Annotated in this window: 14 protein-coding genes, 1 tRNA gene and 1 pseudogene; 7 read left to right on the forward strand and 9 right to left on the reverse strand. The window is 71.4% G+C overall.

Going from position 1 to position 18,860, the window contains the following annotated elements; all coding sequences use genetic code 11:
- Positions 1-9: 9 nt before the first annotated feature.
- Positions 10-1,008, reverse strand: coding sequence for a selenide, water dikinase SelD (selD, locus tag ACQPZX_RS27700; RefSeq protein WP_433361005.1), 999 nt, complete (start codon positions 1,006-1,008; stop codon positions 10-12).
- An 18-nt stretch (positions 1,009-1,026) separates the two neighbouring features.
- Here selD and ACQPZX_RS27705 point away from each other — a divergent pair.
- Positions 1,027-1,122 (forward strand) — tRNA-Sec (locus ACQPZX_RS27705).
- Here the strand turns inward: ACQPZX_RS27705 and ACQPZX_RS27710 are convergent.
- Together ACQPZX_RS27710 and ACQPZX_RS27715 are read right to left on the reverse strand one after the other, a co-directional pair.
- Positions 1,116-2,306, reverse strand: a pseudogene (locus tag ACQPZX_RS27710) (RNA polymerase sigma factor); the annotation flags it as partial. The gene ACQPZX_RS27705 and the pseudogene ACQPZX_RS27710 sit on opposite strands and share 7 nt — an antisense overlap.
- Positions 2,294-2,665 carry a YciI family protein gene (locus ACQPZX_RS27715; RefSeq protein ID WP_433361007.1) on the reverse strand — a complete coding sequence of 124 codons (372 nt, stop codon included), beginning with the start codon at positions 2,663-2,665 and terminating at the stop codon, positions 2,294-2,296. The pseudogene ACQPZX_RS27710 and the gene ACQPZX_RS27715, both read right to left, overlap by 13 nt.
- Positions 2,666-2,746: 81 nt before the next feature.
- Between ACQPZX_RS27715 and ACQPZX_RS27720 the strand changes: the two genes are divergently transcribed.
- Positions 2,747-3,169 (forward strand): YybH family protein, encoded by a 423-nt coding sequence (locus ACQPZX_RS27720; protein WP_433361010.1) that lies wholly within the window; start codon positions 2,747-2,749, stop codon positions 3,167-3,169.
- 3 nt (positions 3,170-3,172) lie between these two features.
- On the opposite strand, the gene ACQPZX_RS27725 is transcribed toward ACQPZX_RS27720, so the two are convergent.
- Positions 3,173-3,370, reverse strand: coding sequence for a hypothetical protein (locus ACQPZX_RS27725; protein ID WP_433385455.1), 198 nt, complete (start codon positions 3,368-3,370; stop codon positions 3,173-3,175).
- A gap of 82 nt (positions 3,371-3,452) precedes the next feature.
- Here ACQPZX_RS27725 and ACQPZX_RS27730 point away from each other — a divergent pair, with 82 nt between their 5' ends.
- The 3 genes from ACQPZX_RS27730 to ACQPZX_RS27740 are packed head-to-tail and all read left to right on the forward strand — an operon-like array spanning position 3,453 to position 9,119.
- Positions 3,453-5,096 (forward strand): HAMP domain-containing methyl-accepting chemotaxis protein, encoded by a 1,644-nt coding sequence (locus tag ACQPZX_RS27730; protein ID WP_433361013.1) that lies wholly within the window; start codon positions 3,453-3,455, stop codon positions 5,094-5,096.
- A gap of 12 nt (positions 5,097-5,108) precedes the next feature.
- On the forward strand, positions 5,109-6,479 hold the full coding sequence (locus ACQPZX_RS27735) for a pyridoxal phosphate-dependent decarboxylase family protein (protein WP_433361016.1): 1,371 nt from the start codon (positions 5,109-5,111) through the stop codon (positions 6,477-6,479).
- An 18-nt stretch (positions 6,480-6,497) separates the two neighbouring features.
- The gene (locus tag ACQPZX_RS27740; RefSeq protein WP_433361019.1) at positions 6,498-9,119 is read left to right on the forward strand and encodes a hypothetical protein; all 2,622 of its coding nucleotides are present in this window, start codon (positions 6,498-6,500) and stop codon (positions 9,117-9,119) included.
- A gap of 3 nt (positions 9,120-9,122) precedes the next feature.
- Here the strand turns inward: ACQPZX_RS27740 and ACQPZX_RS27745 are convergent, their stop codons facing one another.
- Positions 9,123-10,430, reverse strand: a complete 1,308-nt coding sequence (locus tag ACQPZX_RS27745; protein ID WP_433361022.1) for a TIGR04013 family B12-binding domain/radical SAM domain-containing protein — start codon at positions 10,428-10,430, stop codon at positions 9,123-9,125.
- 101 nt (positions 10,431-10,531) lie between these two features.
- On the opposite strand from ACQPZX_RS27745, the gene ACQPZX_RS27750 reads away from it, so the two are divergent.
- Positions 10,532-12,154, forward strand: a complete 1,623-nt coding sequence (locus tag ACQPZX_RS27750) for a tetratricopeptide repeat protein (RefSeq protein WP_433361025.1) — start codon at positions 10,532-10,534, stop codon at positions 12,152-12,154.
- Positions 12,155-12,393: 239 nt separating this feature from the next.
- Positions 12,394-13,263: a hypothetical protein gene (locus ACQPZX_RS27755; RefSeq protein ID WP_433361028.1), complete on the forward strand. Its 870-nt coding sequence runs from the start codon at positions 12,394-12,396 to the stop codon at positions 13,261-13,263.
- Between the two features lie 290 nt (positions 13,264-13,553).
- Here the strand turns inward: ACQPZX_RS27755 and ACQPZX_RS27760 are convergent, their stop codons facing one another.
- The 4 genes from ACQPZX_RS27760 to ACQPZX_RS27775 all read right to left on the reverse strand — a co-directional run bounded on the left by ACQPZX_RS27760 (position 13,554) and on the right by ACQPZX_RS27775 (position 18,828).
- A complete protein-coding gene (locus ACQPZX_RS27760; RefSeq protein ID WP_433361031.1) occupies positions 13,554-13,946 on the reverse strand; it encodes a cupin domain-containing protein in 393 nt (130 codons plus the stop codon).
- A gap of 43 nt (positions 13,947-13,989) precedes the next feature.
- On the reverse strand, positions 13,990-16,839 hold the full coding sequence (locus tag ACQPZX_RS27765) for a hypothetical protein (protein ID WP_433361034.1): 2,850 nt from the start codon (positions 16,837-16,839) through the stop codon (positions 13,990-13,992).
- Between the two features lie 172 nt (positions 16,840-17,011).
- Positions 17,012-17,680 (reverse strand): response regulator, encoded by a 669-nt coding sequence (locus ACQPZX_RS27770; protein WP_433361037.1) that lies wholly within the window; start codon positions 17,678-17,680, stop codon positions 17,012-17,014.
- Positions 17,680-18,828: a sensor histidine kinase gene (locus ACQPZX_RS27775; RefSeq protein WP_433361040.1), complete on the reverse strand. Its 1,149-nt coding sequence runs from the start codon at positions 18,826-18,828 to the stop codon at positions 17,680-17,682. The genes ACQPZX_RS27770 and ACQPZX_RS27775 overlap by 1 nt, the downstream gene beginning before the upstream one ends.
- Between the last annotated feature and the right edge of the window lie 32 nt (positions 18,829-18,860).

The following is an 18,860-nucleotide window of genomic DNA, read 5'->3' on the forward strand; positions in this document are numbered from 1 at the left end:
TGCGACCCTCTAACGCACCTCGACGGTCACCTTGTCGGGGCGGGCCGGGAGCAGCTCCCCCACCACCGGGAAGCCCGGGATCTCGCCGGCCACCAGCAGCCCGCCCGACGTCTGGGCGTCGGCCAGCAGCAGGAGCTCGTCCTCGGTGGCGTTCCCTGGATCGAGGTGGGGCCGCACCCAGTCCAGGTTGCGCCGGGTGCCACCGCTCACGAAGCCGTCGGCGAGGGCCTGGCGGGCGCCCGGCAGATAGGGGACGGCCGCCGCGTCGATCCGGGCCGTGACGCCGCTGGCCCGGGCCAGCTTGTGCAGGTGCCCGAGCAGCCCGAACCCGGTGACGTCGGTCGCGCACACCACGCCCGCCCTGAGCGCCGCCTCCGACGCGTCCCGGTTGAGCGTGGTCATCGCCTCGACCGCCGCGGCGGAGACCTCGCCGGTCGACTTGTGCCGGCTGTTGAGCACCCCGATCCCCAGCGGCTTGGTCAGCGTGAGCGGCACCCCCGGCTTACCCGCGTCGTTGCGCATCAGCCGCGCCGGGTCGGCCACCCCGGTCACCGCCATGCCGTACTTGGGCTCCGGATCGTCCACGCTGTGCCCGCCCGCCACGTGGCAGCCGGCCTCCCGCGCGACGTCCAGACCACCCCGTAGCACCTCCGCCGCCAGCTCCATCGGCAGCAGGTCGCGGGGCCAGCAGAGCAGGTTCACCGCCACCACCGGCGTCCCGCCCATGGCGTAGACATCGGAGAGCGCGTTCGCCGCCGCGATGCGCCCCCAGTCGTACGCGTCATCGACCACCGGCGTGAAGAAATCCGCCGTCGCCACCACCGCGGTCTCCCCGGCGATCCGCACGACCGCCGCGTCGTCGCCGTCGTCGAGCCCGACGAGCAGCTCCCCCACACCCCGGGACGGCCCGCCGACCAGGCCCGAGACCACCGCCTCGAGCTCGCCCGGCGGAATCTTGCAGGCACATCCACCGCCGTGCGCGTACTCCGTGAGCCGTTTGATCGCCATTCGTCTAGTGTGATCCCCGGAGGCGTTCAGGCGGCTGGTGCCCCTCCCAGTCTTCAAAACTGGTGTGATCCGGCATCCGGGTCAGGCGGGTTCGATTCCCGTCCGCCTCCGCCAATGCGCGCGGCCCGCGACTCCAGGTATCGCCGCTCGGGCAGGCTGAGCGTCAGTTTCGCGGCTGTGCGGTATTCGTCGCGCGCCGCGTCCCGCGATCCCGCCCTCTCCAGCAGGTGGGCGCGCACGGCGGCGACCCGGTGGTGTCCCGGCGATCCCGCTTCTTCGAGGGCCTTCAAACCCACCAGCGGGCCGTCCACCTCGGCCAGCGCGACGATCCGGTTGAGCGTCACCATCGGGCCGGGCGCCAGCACCTCCAGCAGGCGGTACAGCTGCAGGATCTGCGGCCAGTCGGTCTCGGCGGCCGAGGGCGCCTCGTCGTGGACGGCGGCGATCGCGGCCTGCACCTGGAACGGGCCGACCGGGAAGCGGGCCAGCGCATCCGTGATGAGGGAAACTCCCTCGGAAATTTCCGCGGCGTTCCACCGTGAGCGGTCCTGGTCGGCCAGCGGGACCAGCATCCCGTCGTCGCCGGTGCGGGCGGGACGCCGGGCGTCGGTGAGCAGCATCAGCGCCAGCAGGCCGGCCACCTCGCCGTCGTCGGGCAGGCGGTCGCGCAGCTGCCGGGTCAGGCGGATCGCCTCCGTCGTCAGCTCCACGCGGTGCAGCGACTTCCCCGAGCTCGCCGTCGAGCCTTCATTGAAAATCAAATACAAAATATTTCGTACGCCGGGGAGCCGCTCGCCGATCTCGCCGGTGGACGGCAGGACGAAGCGGCCACCGGCGGCGCGGATCCGCTGCTTGGCGCGGCTGATGCGCTGGCCGATGGTCGGCTCCGGGACGAGCAGGGCCCGCGCTATCTCGGCCGTGGTCAGGCCGCCGACGGCCCGCAAGGTCAGCGCGACCTGGGCGGGCGGCGTCAAGGCGGGATGGCAGCACAGCAGGAGCAGCGTGAGCTCGTCGTCACCCCGTACGCGTGGGGGTGGATCTGGTGGAATCGCCTCCCGGCGCCGGCGCGCCTGCTCATTGCGGACGGCCTCGATGTGGCGTCGTGACGCCACCCTGATCAGCCAGGCCCGGGGATCGTCGGGAACGCCCTCGGACGGCCACTGACGGGCAGCGGCGAGCAACGCCTCCTGCACGGCGTCCTCGGCGGCGTCGAAGTCACCGTACCGGCGGGCGACCGCGGCCAGGACCTGCGGCGCCGCCGCACGCAACAGCTCTTCCACCGGGGTCAGAACTCCCATCCGCTCATGTCGAGCACCGGGCGCACCTCCACCTCGGTGTATTTCGCGTCCGGAACCTTGCCGGCCCACGCGACCGCGTCGTCCATCGACGCGCAGTCGATCAGATAGAAGCCGGCCAGATGCTCCTTGACCTCGGCGAACGGTCCGTCCGACGGGATCGTGCGGTCGTCGCGAACGGACACCCACTTCGCCAGCGACGGGTCGGCCAGGCCCTCGGAGGCGACCAGCACCCCCGCGTCGGCCATCTCGTCGGAGAGCCGCAGGTGATCGCGGCCGAACGCCATTCGCTCGTCGTCGGACATGGCGTCCCAGGCGGCGAGGCTGCGCGGGTTCGACTGGATGAGAATCAGGTACTTCATGTTTCCCCCTTTCGAATAAGTGTCGAAACCGGCGGCACGGTTTCGACGTCCCCGCGGAAAGTTTCTGACGAGGAGGACGACATGCAGGAGATCAAGGACGTCATCCTGGCGCGGGCCGAGCGGTTGCAGGCCGGCGACGTGGCCGGGTCCCAGCGGCACAACGCGCCCGAGGTGGTGGAGTTCACCCTGGCCCCGCCGCTGGGCGGAACGGCCGACGGCCACGACCCGAAGCCGACGGAGGAGTGGCTGACCGGCTTCGAGGCGCCGCCGCGGTACGAGGTGACCCGGCTGCAGATCACGGCGGACGGCGACGTGGCGTTCGCGACCAGCATCGAATCGATGTCGGCGACGCCGAAGGGGTCGGACGAGTCGTTCACCCTCTGGTACCGGGTGACCCGCGGCCTGCGCCGGATCGACGGGCGGTGGCTGGTCACCCACGAGCACGAGTCGGTGCCTTTCCACATGGACGGCTCGTTCAAGGCCGCCCTCGACCTGGAGCCATAGGGATCAGCGGTCGGCCGGGCGGTCGGCGCCGTCGCAGGCGTCGTCGGTCTGATCATTGAGGACGTCGAGCAGGTCGGGACCCTCGTGGCCGACGTCGGCCGTCCGTCCGACCAGGCCCAGTTGCACGGCGCACTCCCGGCCGAATCCCTTGACCATCCGGTCGGCGCGAGTCGGGTGCCCGCACCGCGGGCACCGCCTCATCTCCGCCACGATCGCAGCCTAGCCCGGTTGTTTTTTGGTTGCAGAACGATCGTCCTGCCGTTTCGCCCGCTATGCGCTTCCGATGATCGAGTGGTTCTCTCCGCGAGGTTTCGAGGTGCGCATGTCGGACGGTAATCGGGGCGGGCTGGCTTTCGTGGCGGACGCCCGCACGGGCGTGAAGATCACCTCGATCGTCCTGGTGCTCGCCGCGGCGGCCATCGTGGTCGGCGTCGTGTCCATCGTCAGCCTCGCCGGCGTCTACAACAGGGGCGAGAGGATCGCGACGGGGAACCTGACTCCGTCGGTCCACCTGGCCACCCTGCGCGATCTGGCGCAGCAGTCGCGTGTTCAGATCCGCGACGCGGTGCTGGCCCCCGACGTCGCCGCGACCAGGAAGATCGAGGAGACGATCAAGACCACCGACGAGAAGCTCGACGCGGCGGTGGCGCTCTACCGCGGCGAGGCCACCGATCCGGCCGCCATCGACGAGTTCGCGTCGATCTGGACGCAGTTCCGCGACGCCCGCGACAACAAGCTGCTCCCGGAGGCCGAGTCCAACAACTACACGGCGGCGGCCGGCATCCTCAACACGCAGACCTCGCCGCTCAACACCAAGGCGATGAGCGCGCTCGACGAGGCGAGCCAGGCCGAACAGGCCGACGCCGCGTCCGTGCTGGCCGACGCGAAGTCCACGTACCAGAGCGCCCGCTCCACGGTCATCGTGATCCTGGTGGTCGGGCTGCTGATCGGCCTGGCTCTGGCGTGGCTAGTGACGCGGATGGTGCTGCGCCCCCTGCGTACGGTGTCGGCCGTTCTTGATCATGTCGCGGAGGGTGACCTCACCCGGGTGGCCGGCGTGCTCTCCCGCGACGAGCTGGGCCGGATGGCCCAGGCGCTGGACCGCGCCAACGCCCGTACGCGGGAGGTGGTCCAGGCCTTCACGGCGACCGCGGTGACGCTCGCGTCCAGCGCCGAGGAACTTTCCGCGACCAGTCGCGAGATCAGCAACGCCGCCGATCAGGCCTCGGCCGAGGCGCAGATGGTCTCCACCTCGGCCGAGGAAGTCTCCAGCAGCGTGCAGACGGTCGCCGCGAGCTCGGAGCAGATGACCGCGTCGATCAGCGAGATCGCGCGCAACGCGACCGACGCCGCCCAGGTCGCGGCGCAGGCGGTGGAGTCGGCCCACACGGCGAGCACCACGATGACCGAGCTCGGCCGGTCGTCCGAGGAGGTCGGCAACGTCATCAAGGTGATCACGTCGATCGCCGAGCAGACCAACCTGCTCGCCCTGAACGCGACGATCGAGGCGGCGCGGGCCGGCGAGGCCGGGAAAGGTTTCGCGGTGGTGGCGTCCGAGGTGAAGGACCTGGCGCAGGAGACCGCGAAAGCCACCGACGACATCGGCCAGCGGATCAACTCCATCCAGAACGACATCACCAACGCGGTCACGGCGATCGCCGACATCTCCGAGGTCATCGCCCGCATCGACCAGTTCCAGACGACGATCGCGGCGGCCGTGGAACAGCAGACGGCCACGACGCAGGAGATCGGGCGGAACATTTCCGAGGCGGCGACCGGAGCCACCGAGATCGCGCGCAGCGTCCAGGGAGTGGCGACCGCCGCGCAGACCACGACCGACGGGGTGACGCAGTCGCAGATCGCCACTTCGGATGTCGCCCGGATGTCAACTGAGCTGCAGCAACTGGCGTCGCAGTTCCGCGTGTAATAAACCTGGTTCATGTCGCAGTGGAGAGAAGTGCTGGACGAAGCGGCGCAGTACGCCGTGGGATATCTCGACGGGCTGCCCGAGCGGCGGGTCGGCAGCAGCGCGACGCTCGCCGAGCTGCGCGAAACGCTCGGCGGAAGGTTGCCGGATCGGGGCGAAAACCCTCGGGAAGTCATCGCGTCGCTCGCCCGGCACGCCGATCCGGGTGTGGTGGCGTCGTCAAGCGGGCGGTACTTCGGGTTCGTGATCGGCGGGGCCACGCCGGCCGCCCTCGCGGCGGACTGGCTGACCTCGGTCTGGGATCAGAACGCCGGGCTCTACGTGATCGGGCCGGCGGCCGCGGTGGTCGAGGAGACCGCGGGACAATGGCTCGCCGAGCTGCTCGGGCTGCCGCCCACGGTGTCGGCCGGTTTCGTGACCGGCGCGCAGATGGCCAACTTCACTGGGCTCGCGGTCGCGCTCCACGAAGTCCTCGGCAGGGCCGGCTGGGACGTCGCGGAACGGGGACTGTGGGGCGCCCCGCCGGTGCGGGTCCTGGCCGGGCAGGGACGGCACGGGACCATCGACCGGGCGCTGCGGTTCCTCGGCGCCGGGACCGGGTCGATCGTCCCGATCGAGATGGACGATCAGGGGCGGATGCTGCCGTCGGCGCTGCGAGCCGCCCTGGACGACGGCCCGGCGATAGTCTGCGCGCAACTGGGCAACGTGAACAGCGGGGCGCTCGACCCGGTCGGGGAGATCTGCGATCTGGCCCACGAGCGCGGGGCCTGGGTGCATGTGGACGGAGCGTTCGGGCTGTGGGCGGCGGCCAGTCCCCGGCTGCGAGGGCTGGTCGACGGCGTGGAGAAGGCCGATTCGTGGGCCACCGACGCGCACAAGTGGCTCAATGTCCCGTACGACTCGGGCTTGATCTTTTGTGCCCATCCCGACGCGCACCGGGCCACGATGGGCGCCCGGGCCGGCTACCTCGTGCACGGCGCCGAGGGTGAGCGGGACGCGCTCGACTACGGGCCGGAGCACTCGCGGCGGGCCCGGGGCTTCGCCGTGTACGCGGCGTTGCGTGCTCTCGGCCGGGACGGCGTCGCCGATCTGGTCGACCGGTGCTGCGCGCTGGCGACGCGGTTCGCCGAACGGCTCGCGGCCTCCGGCCAGGTGGAGATCCTCGGCGACGTGGTGCTCAACCAGGTGCTGGTGCGGGTGCCGGGCGCGGACGACGACACCCGCGAGCTCGTCGAGCGGGTGCAGCACGACGGGACCTGCTGGATGAGCGGCACGACCTGGCGGGGAAAGGCCGCCATGCGGATCTCGGTGTCGAACTGGTCCACGACGGAGGAGGACGTGGACCGCTCGGTGACGGCGATCCTGTCGCTGCTACCCGGCTGACATCCCTATCGTGATCGGGTGAGCGATAGCGGGGCGCGCCTGACGCCGGCCCAGTCGGCGGTGGCCGGGGTGATCTCGGAGGTCTGGGGCAAGCTCGCGGAACCGGCCGTCGTCGTGCTCGACGCGCCCGGCGGCCGCGGCAAGACCCGCATCGTCCAGGAGTTCTACGACGGGCTCGCCGGCCGCCAGCCGCAGAGCCGGCGGTTCTGGCGTGGACGGCTCGCCGGCGACGCCCTGCCCGGCTGGCGGGAACGGCGCAAGAGAGTAGCGCCGGAGTCGGTGGACATCACCCAGGCGCCCGGCTGGCTGTGGCTGGGACTCGAGGGCTACCCGCTCGGCCGGGTCGACTTCGCCGGGCAGCTGCGCCTGGTCAACGACGCGATCGTGGCCGGGTTCGCGGAGGGCCGGCTGCCGGCCGGCGCCGCCGATGCCCTGCGGCGGGGCGCGGCCCGCGACGTCCTGCCCGGGCTGGTCAAGGCGGCCAAGGACGTGCTCGCCGACCTGGCCGGGGCCGGACTGGTGAAGACCGGTCTCGAGGCGGCGCTGGCCGTCCGGCAGGGCATCACGGCCCGCGACGACTTCGGCGTCCAGCTGTCGGTGAGCGATCCGGCGGCGATGGCTCGCGCCGTGCTCGCCACCATGTTCGTGACCGGTGTCCTCGGCGGCTCGGAGACCGCGCTGGCGCCGGCGGTCATCGCGGTGGACGACGCGCACCTGCTCGACCCGTCGGCGGTCGCCGCCCTCGACGCGCTTGTGCACGCCGACCCGGAGGCCGAGTTGCTCGGCTCCGGATTTCTCAGCGGGCCGCCGCGCGCCCACGCGGCCGCGCGCGGGCTGCCGGCGGCGGCGCCGCTGCTGATTCTGGCGACGGCGCAACCGCTGGGCCCGTCGGAGCCGGATCACTTCGGTGCGCAGGTGGAGACCTGGCGGCAGCAGGGCATCGACGTCGTCGCCGCGGACCAGGACCTTTTGCGTCTGCTGGACGGCGACGCGGCCGCCGCGGTCGCGGCGCGGCTGCTCGCGCGGCACGCCCTCGGCGAGGAACAGCTGCGCATGATCGCCGAGCGCGCCGCCGACCGCGTCCTCGGCGGTGTGAACGCCTCCCTGCTGATCGCGCACTGCGAGCAGGTCGACCGCCTGACGGATCCGCGGAGCACGGTCGACGACAATTGGGCCGAGCAGCATCTGCCGCGGTTCGTGGAGGAGGAGGCGCGACGCCGCTTCGACGCGCTGCCCGCCACCGCGCGCGCCGCCGTAACGGCCGGCTCGCTGCGCGGCCCGGCGTTCGCCTTCGAGGCCGCCTCCATCATGCTGCCCGCGCTCGGCGACGACACCGCCTGGGTGGATGAGGTCCAGCAGTCCGGCTTCGCGCTGCGATCGGGCGACGCCGAGCAGTTCGTGTTCGTCGACGAGCCGTCTTACGCGTACGCGCGGGCGCAGGCGATGCGGGACACCAGGCTGTGCACGAAGGCGTTGACCGAGGTGTCCGGGCCGCTCCTGCGACGCCTGTGGGCGAAGGCCACCGTGGGCCCGCTCGGCGGCGGGCGAACGCTGTACGAGTTGTCGCGGCAGGAGGCCTTCCAGTACCGCGAGCTGGTCACCGAGGCCGGGCTACGCGGCCGGGCGGTCGACCCCGAGGTCTGGTTCGCCACGCTGGGCTTCGCCTCGGAGGTGCAGTTCGCCCGCGAGTCGTCGGAACCGAGCGGCCCGCGCGACATGCTCGCTCTCTGGGAGGAACTGACGACCGGGCAGGAACCGCTGCCGGGCGACGGCTGGGCCATCGCGGCGCGGTGGGTCGTGCACCGGCACGTTCCGGGCTCGATGACCTTCGCCAACGCCTGGGCCGGGCCGCCGGAGATGACCCGGGGCTGGACCCGGCTGGACCGGCAGGCGCCCGGCATCGCCGCGCGGGTCGCGGCCCGCACCCTGCCGTCGCTGCTGGCCGACGGACGACCGCTCTACGAGCCCGGGCTCCGCCTGCTGCTGCGGCTCGGCATCACCGGGCGCCTGCTGCCCGCCGAGCTACGCCGGCTGGTCGCGACCCGCCTCCTGTTCGTGGCGCCGCTGCGTCTGTCGGCGGCCGTCCTGCTGGCGCGCGTCTATCGGACCGACCTGAGCGCCGAGCAGCGTGCGCGCCTGCTGCAGGTGCTCCTCGGCGGCCCGGCCGAGGACTCGGACAACGCGGCGTTCCGGCGGTCGCTCGCGCTCGCCTGGACCGGGGACGAGCTGCCGCCGGAGGTCGCCGCCACGGTGGTCGACGACCTCGTGTCGCCGGTGCGGGAGCCGTTCGGCCTCACCGGTTTCGGGGTCGCCGGGCGGGTGGCCGACGCGGCCGACCCGTTCGTGTACCCGTGGGCCCAGCTGCAGATATCCGCGGCCGTCGCCCTGCTGACCTCCAAGGTGCTTCCGGTACGGGACGAGGCACGGCAGATCGCGGCGCGGCGCCTGTTCGATGCGGTCGAGACGCACCCCGGCGTGGCCGCGCTGATCGCGTCCGGGCGGTTCCACGACGACGCCGGGCAGCGCGACCGGGCGCGGGCCGCGGTCACGCGATGGCGCGAACTGGGCGCCTTGGAGTGCGGGCGTTTCGACCTGAGCGGCCCGGCCGCGCCCCCGAGGGCGAAGAAGCGGAAGCGCTAGCGGCTACGCCTGCGGCAGGATCGTGCGGCTGCGCCCGGGCCGCGGATAGGCCTCGGCCGCCGCGGCGAGGCGCACCGCGTGGTCCCGCTGCTTCTGCCAGTGCCCGTACAACGCACCGCGCTGCGACAGCCGGTCCACCTCGCTGATCGTCGCCGGGTCCACGTCGCCGGGCGGCGCGTCCCGCCACGGCGTGCCCGGCAGCGGCATGAACGTGTGGGCGTGGATCCGCGCCCCCCGGTCCGCCAGCTCCCGCGCCAGCCCGAGCGACGCGTCCACGTCCGCCCGGTCCTCCCCCGGCATGCCGAAGATCATGTCCACGTTGATCTGGAAGCCCTCCTTGACGCCGAGCCGCACCGCCCGGCGCACCTCCTCCACGCCGTGGCCGCGCTTGGCCGCCTCGAGCACCCGGTCCGATCCGGACTGGGCGCCAACGATGATGTTCGTGTTCGCGCAATATTTCTTGACGAGTCGCAGCGCTTCCCGGCTCACGTGCTCGGGGCGAATCTCGCTCGGGAACGATCCGAAGAAGACCCGCCCGTTCGGCCCGATCCCCTCCTTGCAGGTGGCCAGCAGTTCCTCGACGCCGGCAAGGTTCGGCTCGTCCGTCTGCGTACCGTAGGACAGCGCCGTCGGCGTGATGAACCGGACGTCGCGCAATCCCCGCGCCCGCATCTGGTCGACGTGCCACCGAACATTCGCGACACTCCGGTGCCGGAATCGCGCGGAGAACATAAAGGGCGTTTGGCAAAATCTGCAGGCGTATATGCATCCGCGGGTTATTTCCAGCGCGTTGAATTTGTCCCATTTGAGCCCGAAGCCCGGGAAGTCGTCGAGCGGCCGCTGCCTCGCCTTGACGCCGCGCTGGATTTGTCCGGATTTATCGCGATAAGCTAGCCCGGGAATCCCGGTCGGGTTGCCGTGCGCGTCGACCAGGGCCAGCAGCGTCGACTCCCCCTCGCCGATCGCCGCCACATCCCACCCGGCATCCAGCGTCTGCGCCGGCTCGGCCGTCGCGTGCACGCCACCCGCGATGTGCGTGACCCCGGGCCCATCCGCGAGTGATCGGATCAGCTTCAGCTCTTCGGCCAGCGCCGCCGCGTCGGGCGAATAGAACGACCACAACACCAGCGCCCGTACGCCGTCGGCAAGGCACCCGCGGATGTGCTCGGCCGTCGCCTCGGGCGTCTCACCGAACCGGACCTCGTACCTGGTGGTGGTCTCGTGCTCGCCGAGCGCGCCCAGCAGAACATGAAAGCCGTACGTGACCGCCTTGCGGTACCGCAGCACCAGAACCAGATCCTGACCAGCCATGCTGGGATTCTGCCAGCAACCGGACAAATGGCGGGGCACCCGGCCGGGACCGGCATAGGTAGAATTCTGTCGATCCGGCGGGCTGGCATGGGGGACGATCGATGTCGGGGATCAAGGACTCCTCGCGACGGGGCCGCCGCGAGGCGGGTATCGATACGTCGCTGCCCGAGCACCGCGTCGCACTGGCATCCCGGCTGCGCCGCCTGCGGGACGAGTGCGGCCGGCCGACCTACCGGGCGATGAGCGAGCTGGCCCACTGCAGCTTCGCCGCGCTTTCCGGGGCCGCCGCGGGCCGTCGCCTGCCGAGCTGGGAGACGACCCAGGCGTACGTGATCGCGTGCCTCCGCCACGCCGGAAGGTCCGCGGAGATCGACACGATCCTGCCGCAGTGGCGCCGGGCCTGGGAGGACGCCTCGGTGCGCGAGAAGGCCCACCGCCTCGCGCCCGCCGACCAGGAACACGACATCTTGCCGGCCGCGCCACCCCCGCCGCGCCGCCGGGTGTGGCGTCCGGCGGCCGCCCTGATCGTGGTGGCCCTGTTGGCGACCTTGTCCGGGTCGGTGGCCTGGACGCGCGGGCCCACCCCGATGACGGGACTCTTCAACATCCTCGTGGTGCCGTTCTCCGGCCTTCCCGCGCTGGAGACCACGCTGGCCCGGGAGCTGGGAGAGTGGGCAGACGCGGAGCCGACCGTCGCCGTACGGGGGCCGTCCGGGGTCGACCGGGCGTCCTCGGAATCGCTTGCCGGCATCGGCGCGAAGCACGGCGCCGACGTGGTCCTCACCGGGCGGCTGCACACGGCGGGCGACCTGTGGACCATGACCATCGAGGTGGTGCTGACCGAGCGGGTCTTCAGCGAGACACCCGAGTTCGTCGGCCGGCACGAGATCAGCCTCACCGAGCCGGCCGACGTGGTCCGCGGCAACGTGGAGGTGAACCGGCAGCTGGCCGGCGACGCCGTGCGCTACGTCGAGGCGGTGGTCGCGTTCGTCCGCGGCCTGGGACGCTACGCGCTCGACGACTATCCCGGGGCGGAGGGCTTTTTCCGTACGGCCGACGGAACGCTCTCCGGGATTCCGAAGACCATCCGGGACGAGGTCGTCCTGCTGATGCTGGGCAACGCAATCGGGCGTAGGGCGCGGTATCCGGAGGCGGCGGAGATCTTCCAGCGGGCGCTGCGGCAGAGTCCCGGCTACGCGCGGGCCACGGTCGGGCTCGCCGAGACGTGGCGAGCGGGTTCGCCGGCCGACCCGGCCGGGCTCCGGCGGGCGCTGGGCCTTTATCAGGCGGCATTGACCCAGCCCGAAAGCGCGCTGCTGGAGATGAAGACGCGCCTCGGGCTGGGGCTGACGTACCAGAACCTGACCGTTCTGCACGCCGGCGAGCACTGGTCGGAGGCGGACGAGCAGTTCGGAGCGGTGCTGCGGGCGTACGCCGACAGCGACCTTCCCGGCGAGGCCGGCCGGCAGTCCATGCGCTTGGCGGCCGAGGCCCGGGCCGGGCAGGCGCTGACGGCCTGGCAGGCGCGCCGCAACCCGCAGGCCGCGATCGCCTACGAGGAGGCGCTGGGCCTGCTGGGCCGGATCGACGTGGACCGGCCGACCCTCCGCGACCGCAAGCTGATCCTCCTGCGCAATCTGCGGGACGTCTATCGCGCGATGCACGCGACCGCCCAGGCCGACGACGTAGAGGCCCGGATCCGACGGGCCGGCGGCACAACGTGATCCGCCGCCGGCGCGTCCTGATCCCCGCCGTGACCGTGCTGGCCCTGTCAACCGGCATCGTCGTCCGGCTGGCGGACGCCGACCCTCGTGGGGCGTCCTCCGATGCCGTGCCCCCGGCATCCTCCCCTACGGTGACCGCGTCGCCACCCGGCACGCCGTCCCCCGCCCCCGTCACACCTTCCTCGCCGGCCACGACGCCTCCCACGGATCCGCCGGCCGGCGTTGTAACCTCCGGCCCGGTGCGACCCACTTCCGCCCGGCCCACTTCCGCCCGGCCCAGCTCCACCCGGCCCAGCTCCACCCGGCCCGGCGCTGAGCCGTTGCCGCACCGGCCGGCCCCTCCCCCGGCCAACCCGGCCGGCCCGCAAACCGCCGACCTCGACAGGTTGCTCGACCAGGACGGCACCGTCCCCGACGGCGTGGCCGCCCAGCTCAATTTCTTCCTCGGCGGTGGCCCGGAGTGCCCCGACGGCGAGTTGGAGCAGGACGAACCGCCACAGGTCTCGACGAGACAGTTCACCGAGATCCCCAGCGTGCCGAACTTCTGTTTCCGCGGCTTCGACGTCGCCCGGGACGTGCGGATCGTCGTCACCACCCCTACCGGCTCCGCCACCATGACCCTGAAAGCCCGGTGGCAAAGCTTGGGGGGCTTCGCGTACCCGGTGCCACCGGGCAGCCCGACCGGCCGCTACCGCGTACGTGCGACCCAGGGCAGCCGGTCAGCCGACACGGAGTTCCAGGTGCGCCGCGCCAGCACCCCCACGATGTGGATCCACCGCCGGAACGCCGACCTGGGCGAGACGGTCGACGTCTACCTAGGCGGCTTCCCCCCGAACAAGCCCGCCGACCTCCACCTCTATGTGTGCCTCCCGCTGCGCTACCGAGCCACCACCACGGTCGCGATAGACCGCAACGGCGAAGGCCACTTGGCCCTGCACACAACGGCCGCCACCGAGCCGAACTGCTACGCGATGAACAGCCCCCTCATCTACACCCCACCCCCCGTTCTGCCCGACAGCCCCGACGGCCCGGACAACCAAGTCTTCTGGCTGCACGAGCCCCAACCGGCGACACCACCCAATTGTTTGACGAGAGCGTTGCGCTGCTGACGCCCGTCCGTGCCGCGGCCTCCCCGGCCGATGCCTCGGCGCGGGCCGGGGCCGCGGACACTGCGGTGCGCGCCGGCGCCACCGAACAAGGCGCCCAGCAGAACGACAGATGTCAACGCACGCAGCATCTCGCGGCCCCTCCCCCGTGCCGGCCGGCTGATTGCGGCCGTCCGGGAAGGAGCATCCCGGTTCCGGGCCCGGGGCCGGAACCGGCTGCCGCCAAACGTGCACAAACGTTTCGTTTACGCAGGTCAACGAGTTGTGCACGGTGTTACGGCGAACAATTCGGGTCAGGTCAGCGGGTGACCGGTGGTGCTGTCGACGTGGTCCGGCACCTCGCCGTCGTGCTGGTCGCCGGTCGTGGACGTGCCGGTGGGCTCGAACATCAGGATGGCGCCGCCGGGTGAGGACGGCTTGTGCTCGGTGCCCTTGGGGACGACGAACACGTCGCCGGCGCGCAGCGTCACGGTTCGCTCGGTGCCGTCCGCGTCGCGCAGGGCGACGTCGAACTGGCCGTCGAGGGCGAGGAAGAACTCGTCGGTGTCCTGGTGGACGTGCCAGACATGCTCTCCCCGGGTGTGCGCGATCCGCACGTCGTAGTCGTTGACGCGGGTGACGATCCGGGGGCTGTAGACGGCGTCGAACGACGCGAGCGCCTGGCTGAGGTTCACGGGCTGATCCATGCGAACCAGCCTGCCCCAGCCAGGCTCCGTGGTCATGCGCGTTTTACAGGGTGACGCTGTTCGAGTTGCCGCTCGCGCCGGCCACGTTCGAGGCCCGCATGAAGAAGCCGTACCGGTGGGTGGCGTCGGGGACGCTCATGGTCAGCGACGTGGCGGTGACCGGGGCGCCGGCGATGGCGTTGGCCGCGGTGCCGCCGGCGGTGATGTCCCAGTAGTACGGCGTGTAGTACACCGACGGACTCGGGAACGTCACGCCGGTCCAGGACAGCGACACCGACGTGCCCGAGCGAGTGCCCTGCAGGCCCGTCGGCGCGGCCGGGACCGGCATGGTCACCTTGGCTCTCACCTGGGCCGACGGACCGCCCTTGCCACTGCTCGCGCCGGACGTGCAGACGTACCAGGCGAAGGTGTGGCCGTTGACGGCGGCGGAGCTGATCGGCTGGTGGACGACGTAGTCGTCGGTCATCCAGAGGCCGTCGAACTGCTTGGTGAAGCCGCCGGTCTCGCTGGTGCAGGACGACGTGGTGCTGCACGCCGTGGTGGTCGTGTCGCACTGGTAGAGGTAGGTCCAGACGTCGCTGCCCGTTTTCTTCCAGGACATCGACACCGAGCCGGTGTTGTTCACGACGGCCTTGAGGTCGGTCGCCGGCGGCACCTCGGGGCACGGGTGACCCCAGTGACTGGACCAGTCGGTGGCGCCGCCGATGCTCGTCGCGCCCGGGTTGGACGCCTTGGAGTCCGGCTCGTTCATCACCGTCGGCGCGTCGTCCTGGTTGAACCAGCTCCGCGGGATGGTGATGAACCTCGGGCGGTAGATCGAGGCGTCCCAGTTGTTCGCCGACACGCAGCCGGTGTTCACCGCGGCGGTGTTCACGTTGTACGACAGCACGAGGTCGCTCCCGGCGGTCAGGCCGGCCTGCAGGCGAGGCTCATACACCTGGTAGTAGAACGGCTTGTCGTGGTGCGACTCGGGCGGGGTGTAGAGCTTGATGTTGCGGGTGCTGAAGCCCCACGGCGTGGCCGACGGGTGTGCCTTGATGGCGGCGCCGGACGGGTCGCCGGTGACCCGGGTCGGGTTCTGGACGAGCCAGGCCACGCCGTCGATGTTGCTGACGCTGCCGCCGGTGGCGAACCCGATCGGCAGGTACGCCGCGTCGGCGCAGTTGCCCGACCACCCGGCCGTGCCCGCCTTGGTGTCGGTGGAGCTGAGGAACTGCCAGTTGGCGAACGAGCTGAGGTTGGCGGCGCTGGCCCGGGCCAGGTAGAGCCGCTGCGGCGCGACGGCCCCGGTGCCGTAGATGTAGTAGTTCCCGTCGGACCACTTCATCGTCATGGTGCCCCAGAGCACCTTGGGGTCGGTCGAGCAGCGCATCGGCGTCGGAGTCACGCTGAGCACCGAGTTAGCTAGCTGACTCACAGGGATGCGCGCCACCGCCGAGTAGTCGTTCACCCACAGGTCGCCGCTGGGGGTGCCGTGGTAGTAGAACTTCACCACGGTGTCGCCGACCAGCTGCTGGTCGCCGGTCCAGTAGAAGCCGCCCTTGTCGGGCGCGTCGGCGACGGTCTTGGCGTACCGGTCCCAGAAGTCGCGGCTGAGGTTGCCCTCCTGGCACGTGTTGCCGCCGGTGATCGTGCGCATCGACGAGCCGTTCTGCACCACGATCGAGTTGTGCAGCGACGAGAAGCCGAAGAAGTTGCGCCGCGACGACGGGCTGCCCAGGAAGCTGTCGGAGAAGAACCAGGCGCGCTGGCCGTTCGGGAGCTGGATCGAGTTGGTGGCGTCGGCGCCACTCCAGTCCTCGCAGGTCGCGCTGTTGCCGTACGCGGTGAATTGATTGTTGAGAGCGGTGTAGGGCGCGACATTGCCCGACCTGCCGTCGTCCACCTTGGTCCCGACCGTGAACTTGTCGCCGGCGAAGAGGTGGTTGTCCAGGATGAACGTCGTCAGGGTGGCGTCCCGCGCGGCCTCGGCGGCCGACGGCACCGGCATCACCGAGAACGGCGTGACCCCGTTCTGCTTCACCATCGCGAACGGGAAGTCGTCGCAGGCGCCGTTGCGGGGCTTGTCGTACTGGAAGGCGCTGTTGCCGTCGCAGTGCCGGTTGCGGGTAGCCGCGATGTCGGACTGGTCGCCGATCACTTCGAAGGGCGCGTCCTTGGTTCCCAAAGAGCCGGGCAGGCGGCTCTGCGCGGCGGCGATGTGATGCGCGACCGGCGCGAGCAAGGGGTCCTTCGTGGCGTCGAAGGTGATCCCCGGATCCACGTCGCGGTTCACGCAGCCGGCCCAGGTGCCGCCCTTGATCGCGTCGCACCAGAAGTCGTACCCGTTGATCGGCTCGGCCTGCGGCGGAATCGGCATCGTGCCGGGCGCGATCGGATGCGACTGGATGATGAGCGCGTCGCGTAGCAAGCCGCGCGGAAGCGGCGAGGTGCTGGGGTTCGGCAGGTGGAAGGTCTCGTGGAAGGTCTTCGTGAACGACATGCCCTCGACCAGGGCACGGTAGGCGACCAGCCGGGCCGGGGCGTCGCTCGTGCAGCCGTACGGCTCCTCGACCAGGCACGGGTTCGTGATCTCGAGGTCGATGCCGGGCAGCATAGTGCCGGTGGCCGTGCCGAGGATGGCCGAGATCTTGAAGTTCCGCTCGACGGTGAGCGACCTGCCGTTGAGCTTGTACCACTGGTCGAACCGGCCGAGCATCCGCCCGTTCTGTTTGCCGGTCGCGACGTCCACCCCGATCCACTCGATCGGGAACGACGCGCAGACCGTGAACCGGTCGATGTTCTTGTGCCACGACCTCGACGTGGTGGGGAAGTCGCAATCGGCGGGGACGGCGGCCTCCGCCGGTGGCGCGGCGCGGGCCACGGCGACCACTGTCGCGACAAGAGCGAGCAAGAGGGCCAGCGCACATTTCCGTAGCATCGGTTACCCCCGTTCCGCGGCCGGTCCCGATGACCCTCCGCTGCCGGAAGTTCATCACTTTCGATGCGCTGGCGCGTTCCCCACCGGGTTGCATTCCTGCGGCGTACGGAAATACACCGCTGGGTTGACGACAGCGAAGCAGGCCTTACGGCGCGTCGGCCCGGCCGGGGATGACCAGGCCGGTCTCGTAGGCGGTAACCACCGCCTGGGCCCGGCTCGACAGGTGGAGCTTGGACATCAGCCGTACGAGATGGGTCTTGACCGTTGCCTCGCTCACGACCAGCGTCTCGGCGATGGCGGCGTTCGAGCGGCCGGTGCCGACCAGCCGCAGGATCTCGGTCTCCCGGGCGGTCAGCGGCGCCAGGTCGGGCGTGGGCTGCTCGGGGTGCGGGGTCGGGACGTACGCCTCGATCAGCCGGCGGGTGACGCTGGGGCCGAGCAGCGTGTCGCCGCCGGCGACGGTGCGGATGGCGGCCAGCAGCCGGTCCGGCGGGGTCTCCTTCAGCAGGAAGCCGCTGGCCCCGGCCCGCAACGCGGCGTAGATGTACTCGTCCAAGTCGAACGTCGTCAGCACGAGAACCCGCGGTGGTGGCTTGGTCTCGGCGAGGATGCGGGCGGTCGCGTCGACGCCGTTGATGCCGGGCATCCGGATGTCCATGAGCACCACCTCCGGCGTCAGCCGCGCGGCGAGCTCGATCGCCTCGGCGCCGTCGGCCGCCTCCCCGATCACGTCGAGCCCGGGAGCCGCCCGGATCAGCGCGGCCAGCCCGGCCCGGATGAGGACCTGGTCGTCGACGACGAGCACCCTGATCATCAGTCCGGTCTGTCCCCTTCCAGCGTCGGCAGCGTCAGCCGGACCTCGAAGCCGCCGCCCGGGCGGGGACCCGCGTCCAGCGTGCCCCCGTAGAGCATCGCGCGTTCCCGCATGCCGATCAGTCCGTTACCCGTCTGTCCGCTCCCCCTGGCGCGGGCGCCGTCGTCGCGAACGGTGACGGTGAGCCGATCCGTACGGTAATCGATGGCGACCATCGCGGTGGCCGGCGCGGCGTGCTTGAGGATGTTGGTGAGGCTCTCCTGGACGACCCGGTAGACGCACGCCTGCAGGCCGGGCGGGAGCGCCTGCGGAGTGCCGGTGACCGCGACCTGGACCGGCACCCCGGCGGATCGGACCCGCTCGAACAGATCGGGAAGCCCCGGCACCCCCGGCACCGGCTCGTAGACGACCGGCTCGGCGCCGACCCGCAGCAGGGCGAGCATCCGCCGCATCTCGTCCATGGCCTGCCCGCTGGTCGTCAGCACCGTGCCGATCGCGTTCTCGGCGGTGTCCGGGTCGGTGCGCAGCACGTACTTCGCGAGCCCGGCCTGCACCGCGACGACGGACATGTGATGAGCGACCACGTCGTGCAGCTCCCGCGCGATCCGGACCCGCTCGTCGGTGACGGCGCGGCGGGCCCGTTCCTCCCGGTCCCGGTTCAGCTGGGCGTTCGCCTCGGCCAGCCGCCGGTTGCTGTCGCCGACCTTCCAGATCACGGCGGGGATGACCGCGCCCTGCAGGACCACGCCGGCGACCGAGGCGGTGTGCTCCGAGACCCCGGCCCCGATCCAGACCACGGTGCCGATCGACAGGTACGCCGCGGCCGGCCGCCATGGCTGCGTGGCCGCGACGGTGTAGGCGGCGAGCAGCACGCCGTACGTCGTGACGACCGGGTTGTACCCCAGCGCGATCTGCCAGACCCAGAAGAAGTAACAGGTCAGCAGCACCGGCACCGGCCAGCGCCGCCGGGCCACGGTGGGCAGCGTGGCCAGCACGGAGAGGGCGACCGCCGTGGCGTCGAACGCCCGCCAGTGCCCCGAGTCGTCGTCCAGCCCCTGGAGCACGCAGACGACCGCCAGCCCCACGGCCAGCCCGGCATCCACGACCCACGGCCACCAGGGCGGGCGCGACCACGAAGCGGTACGCATCGGCGCACGATAGACGCGGCCGCGCCCGGTGT

The organism is Actinoplanes sp. CA-142083 (genome assembly GCF_050942195.1).
GTDB lineage: Bacteria > Actinomycetota > Actinomycetes > Mycobacteriales > Micromonosporaceae > Actinoplanes.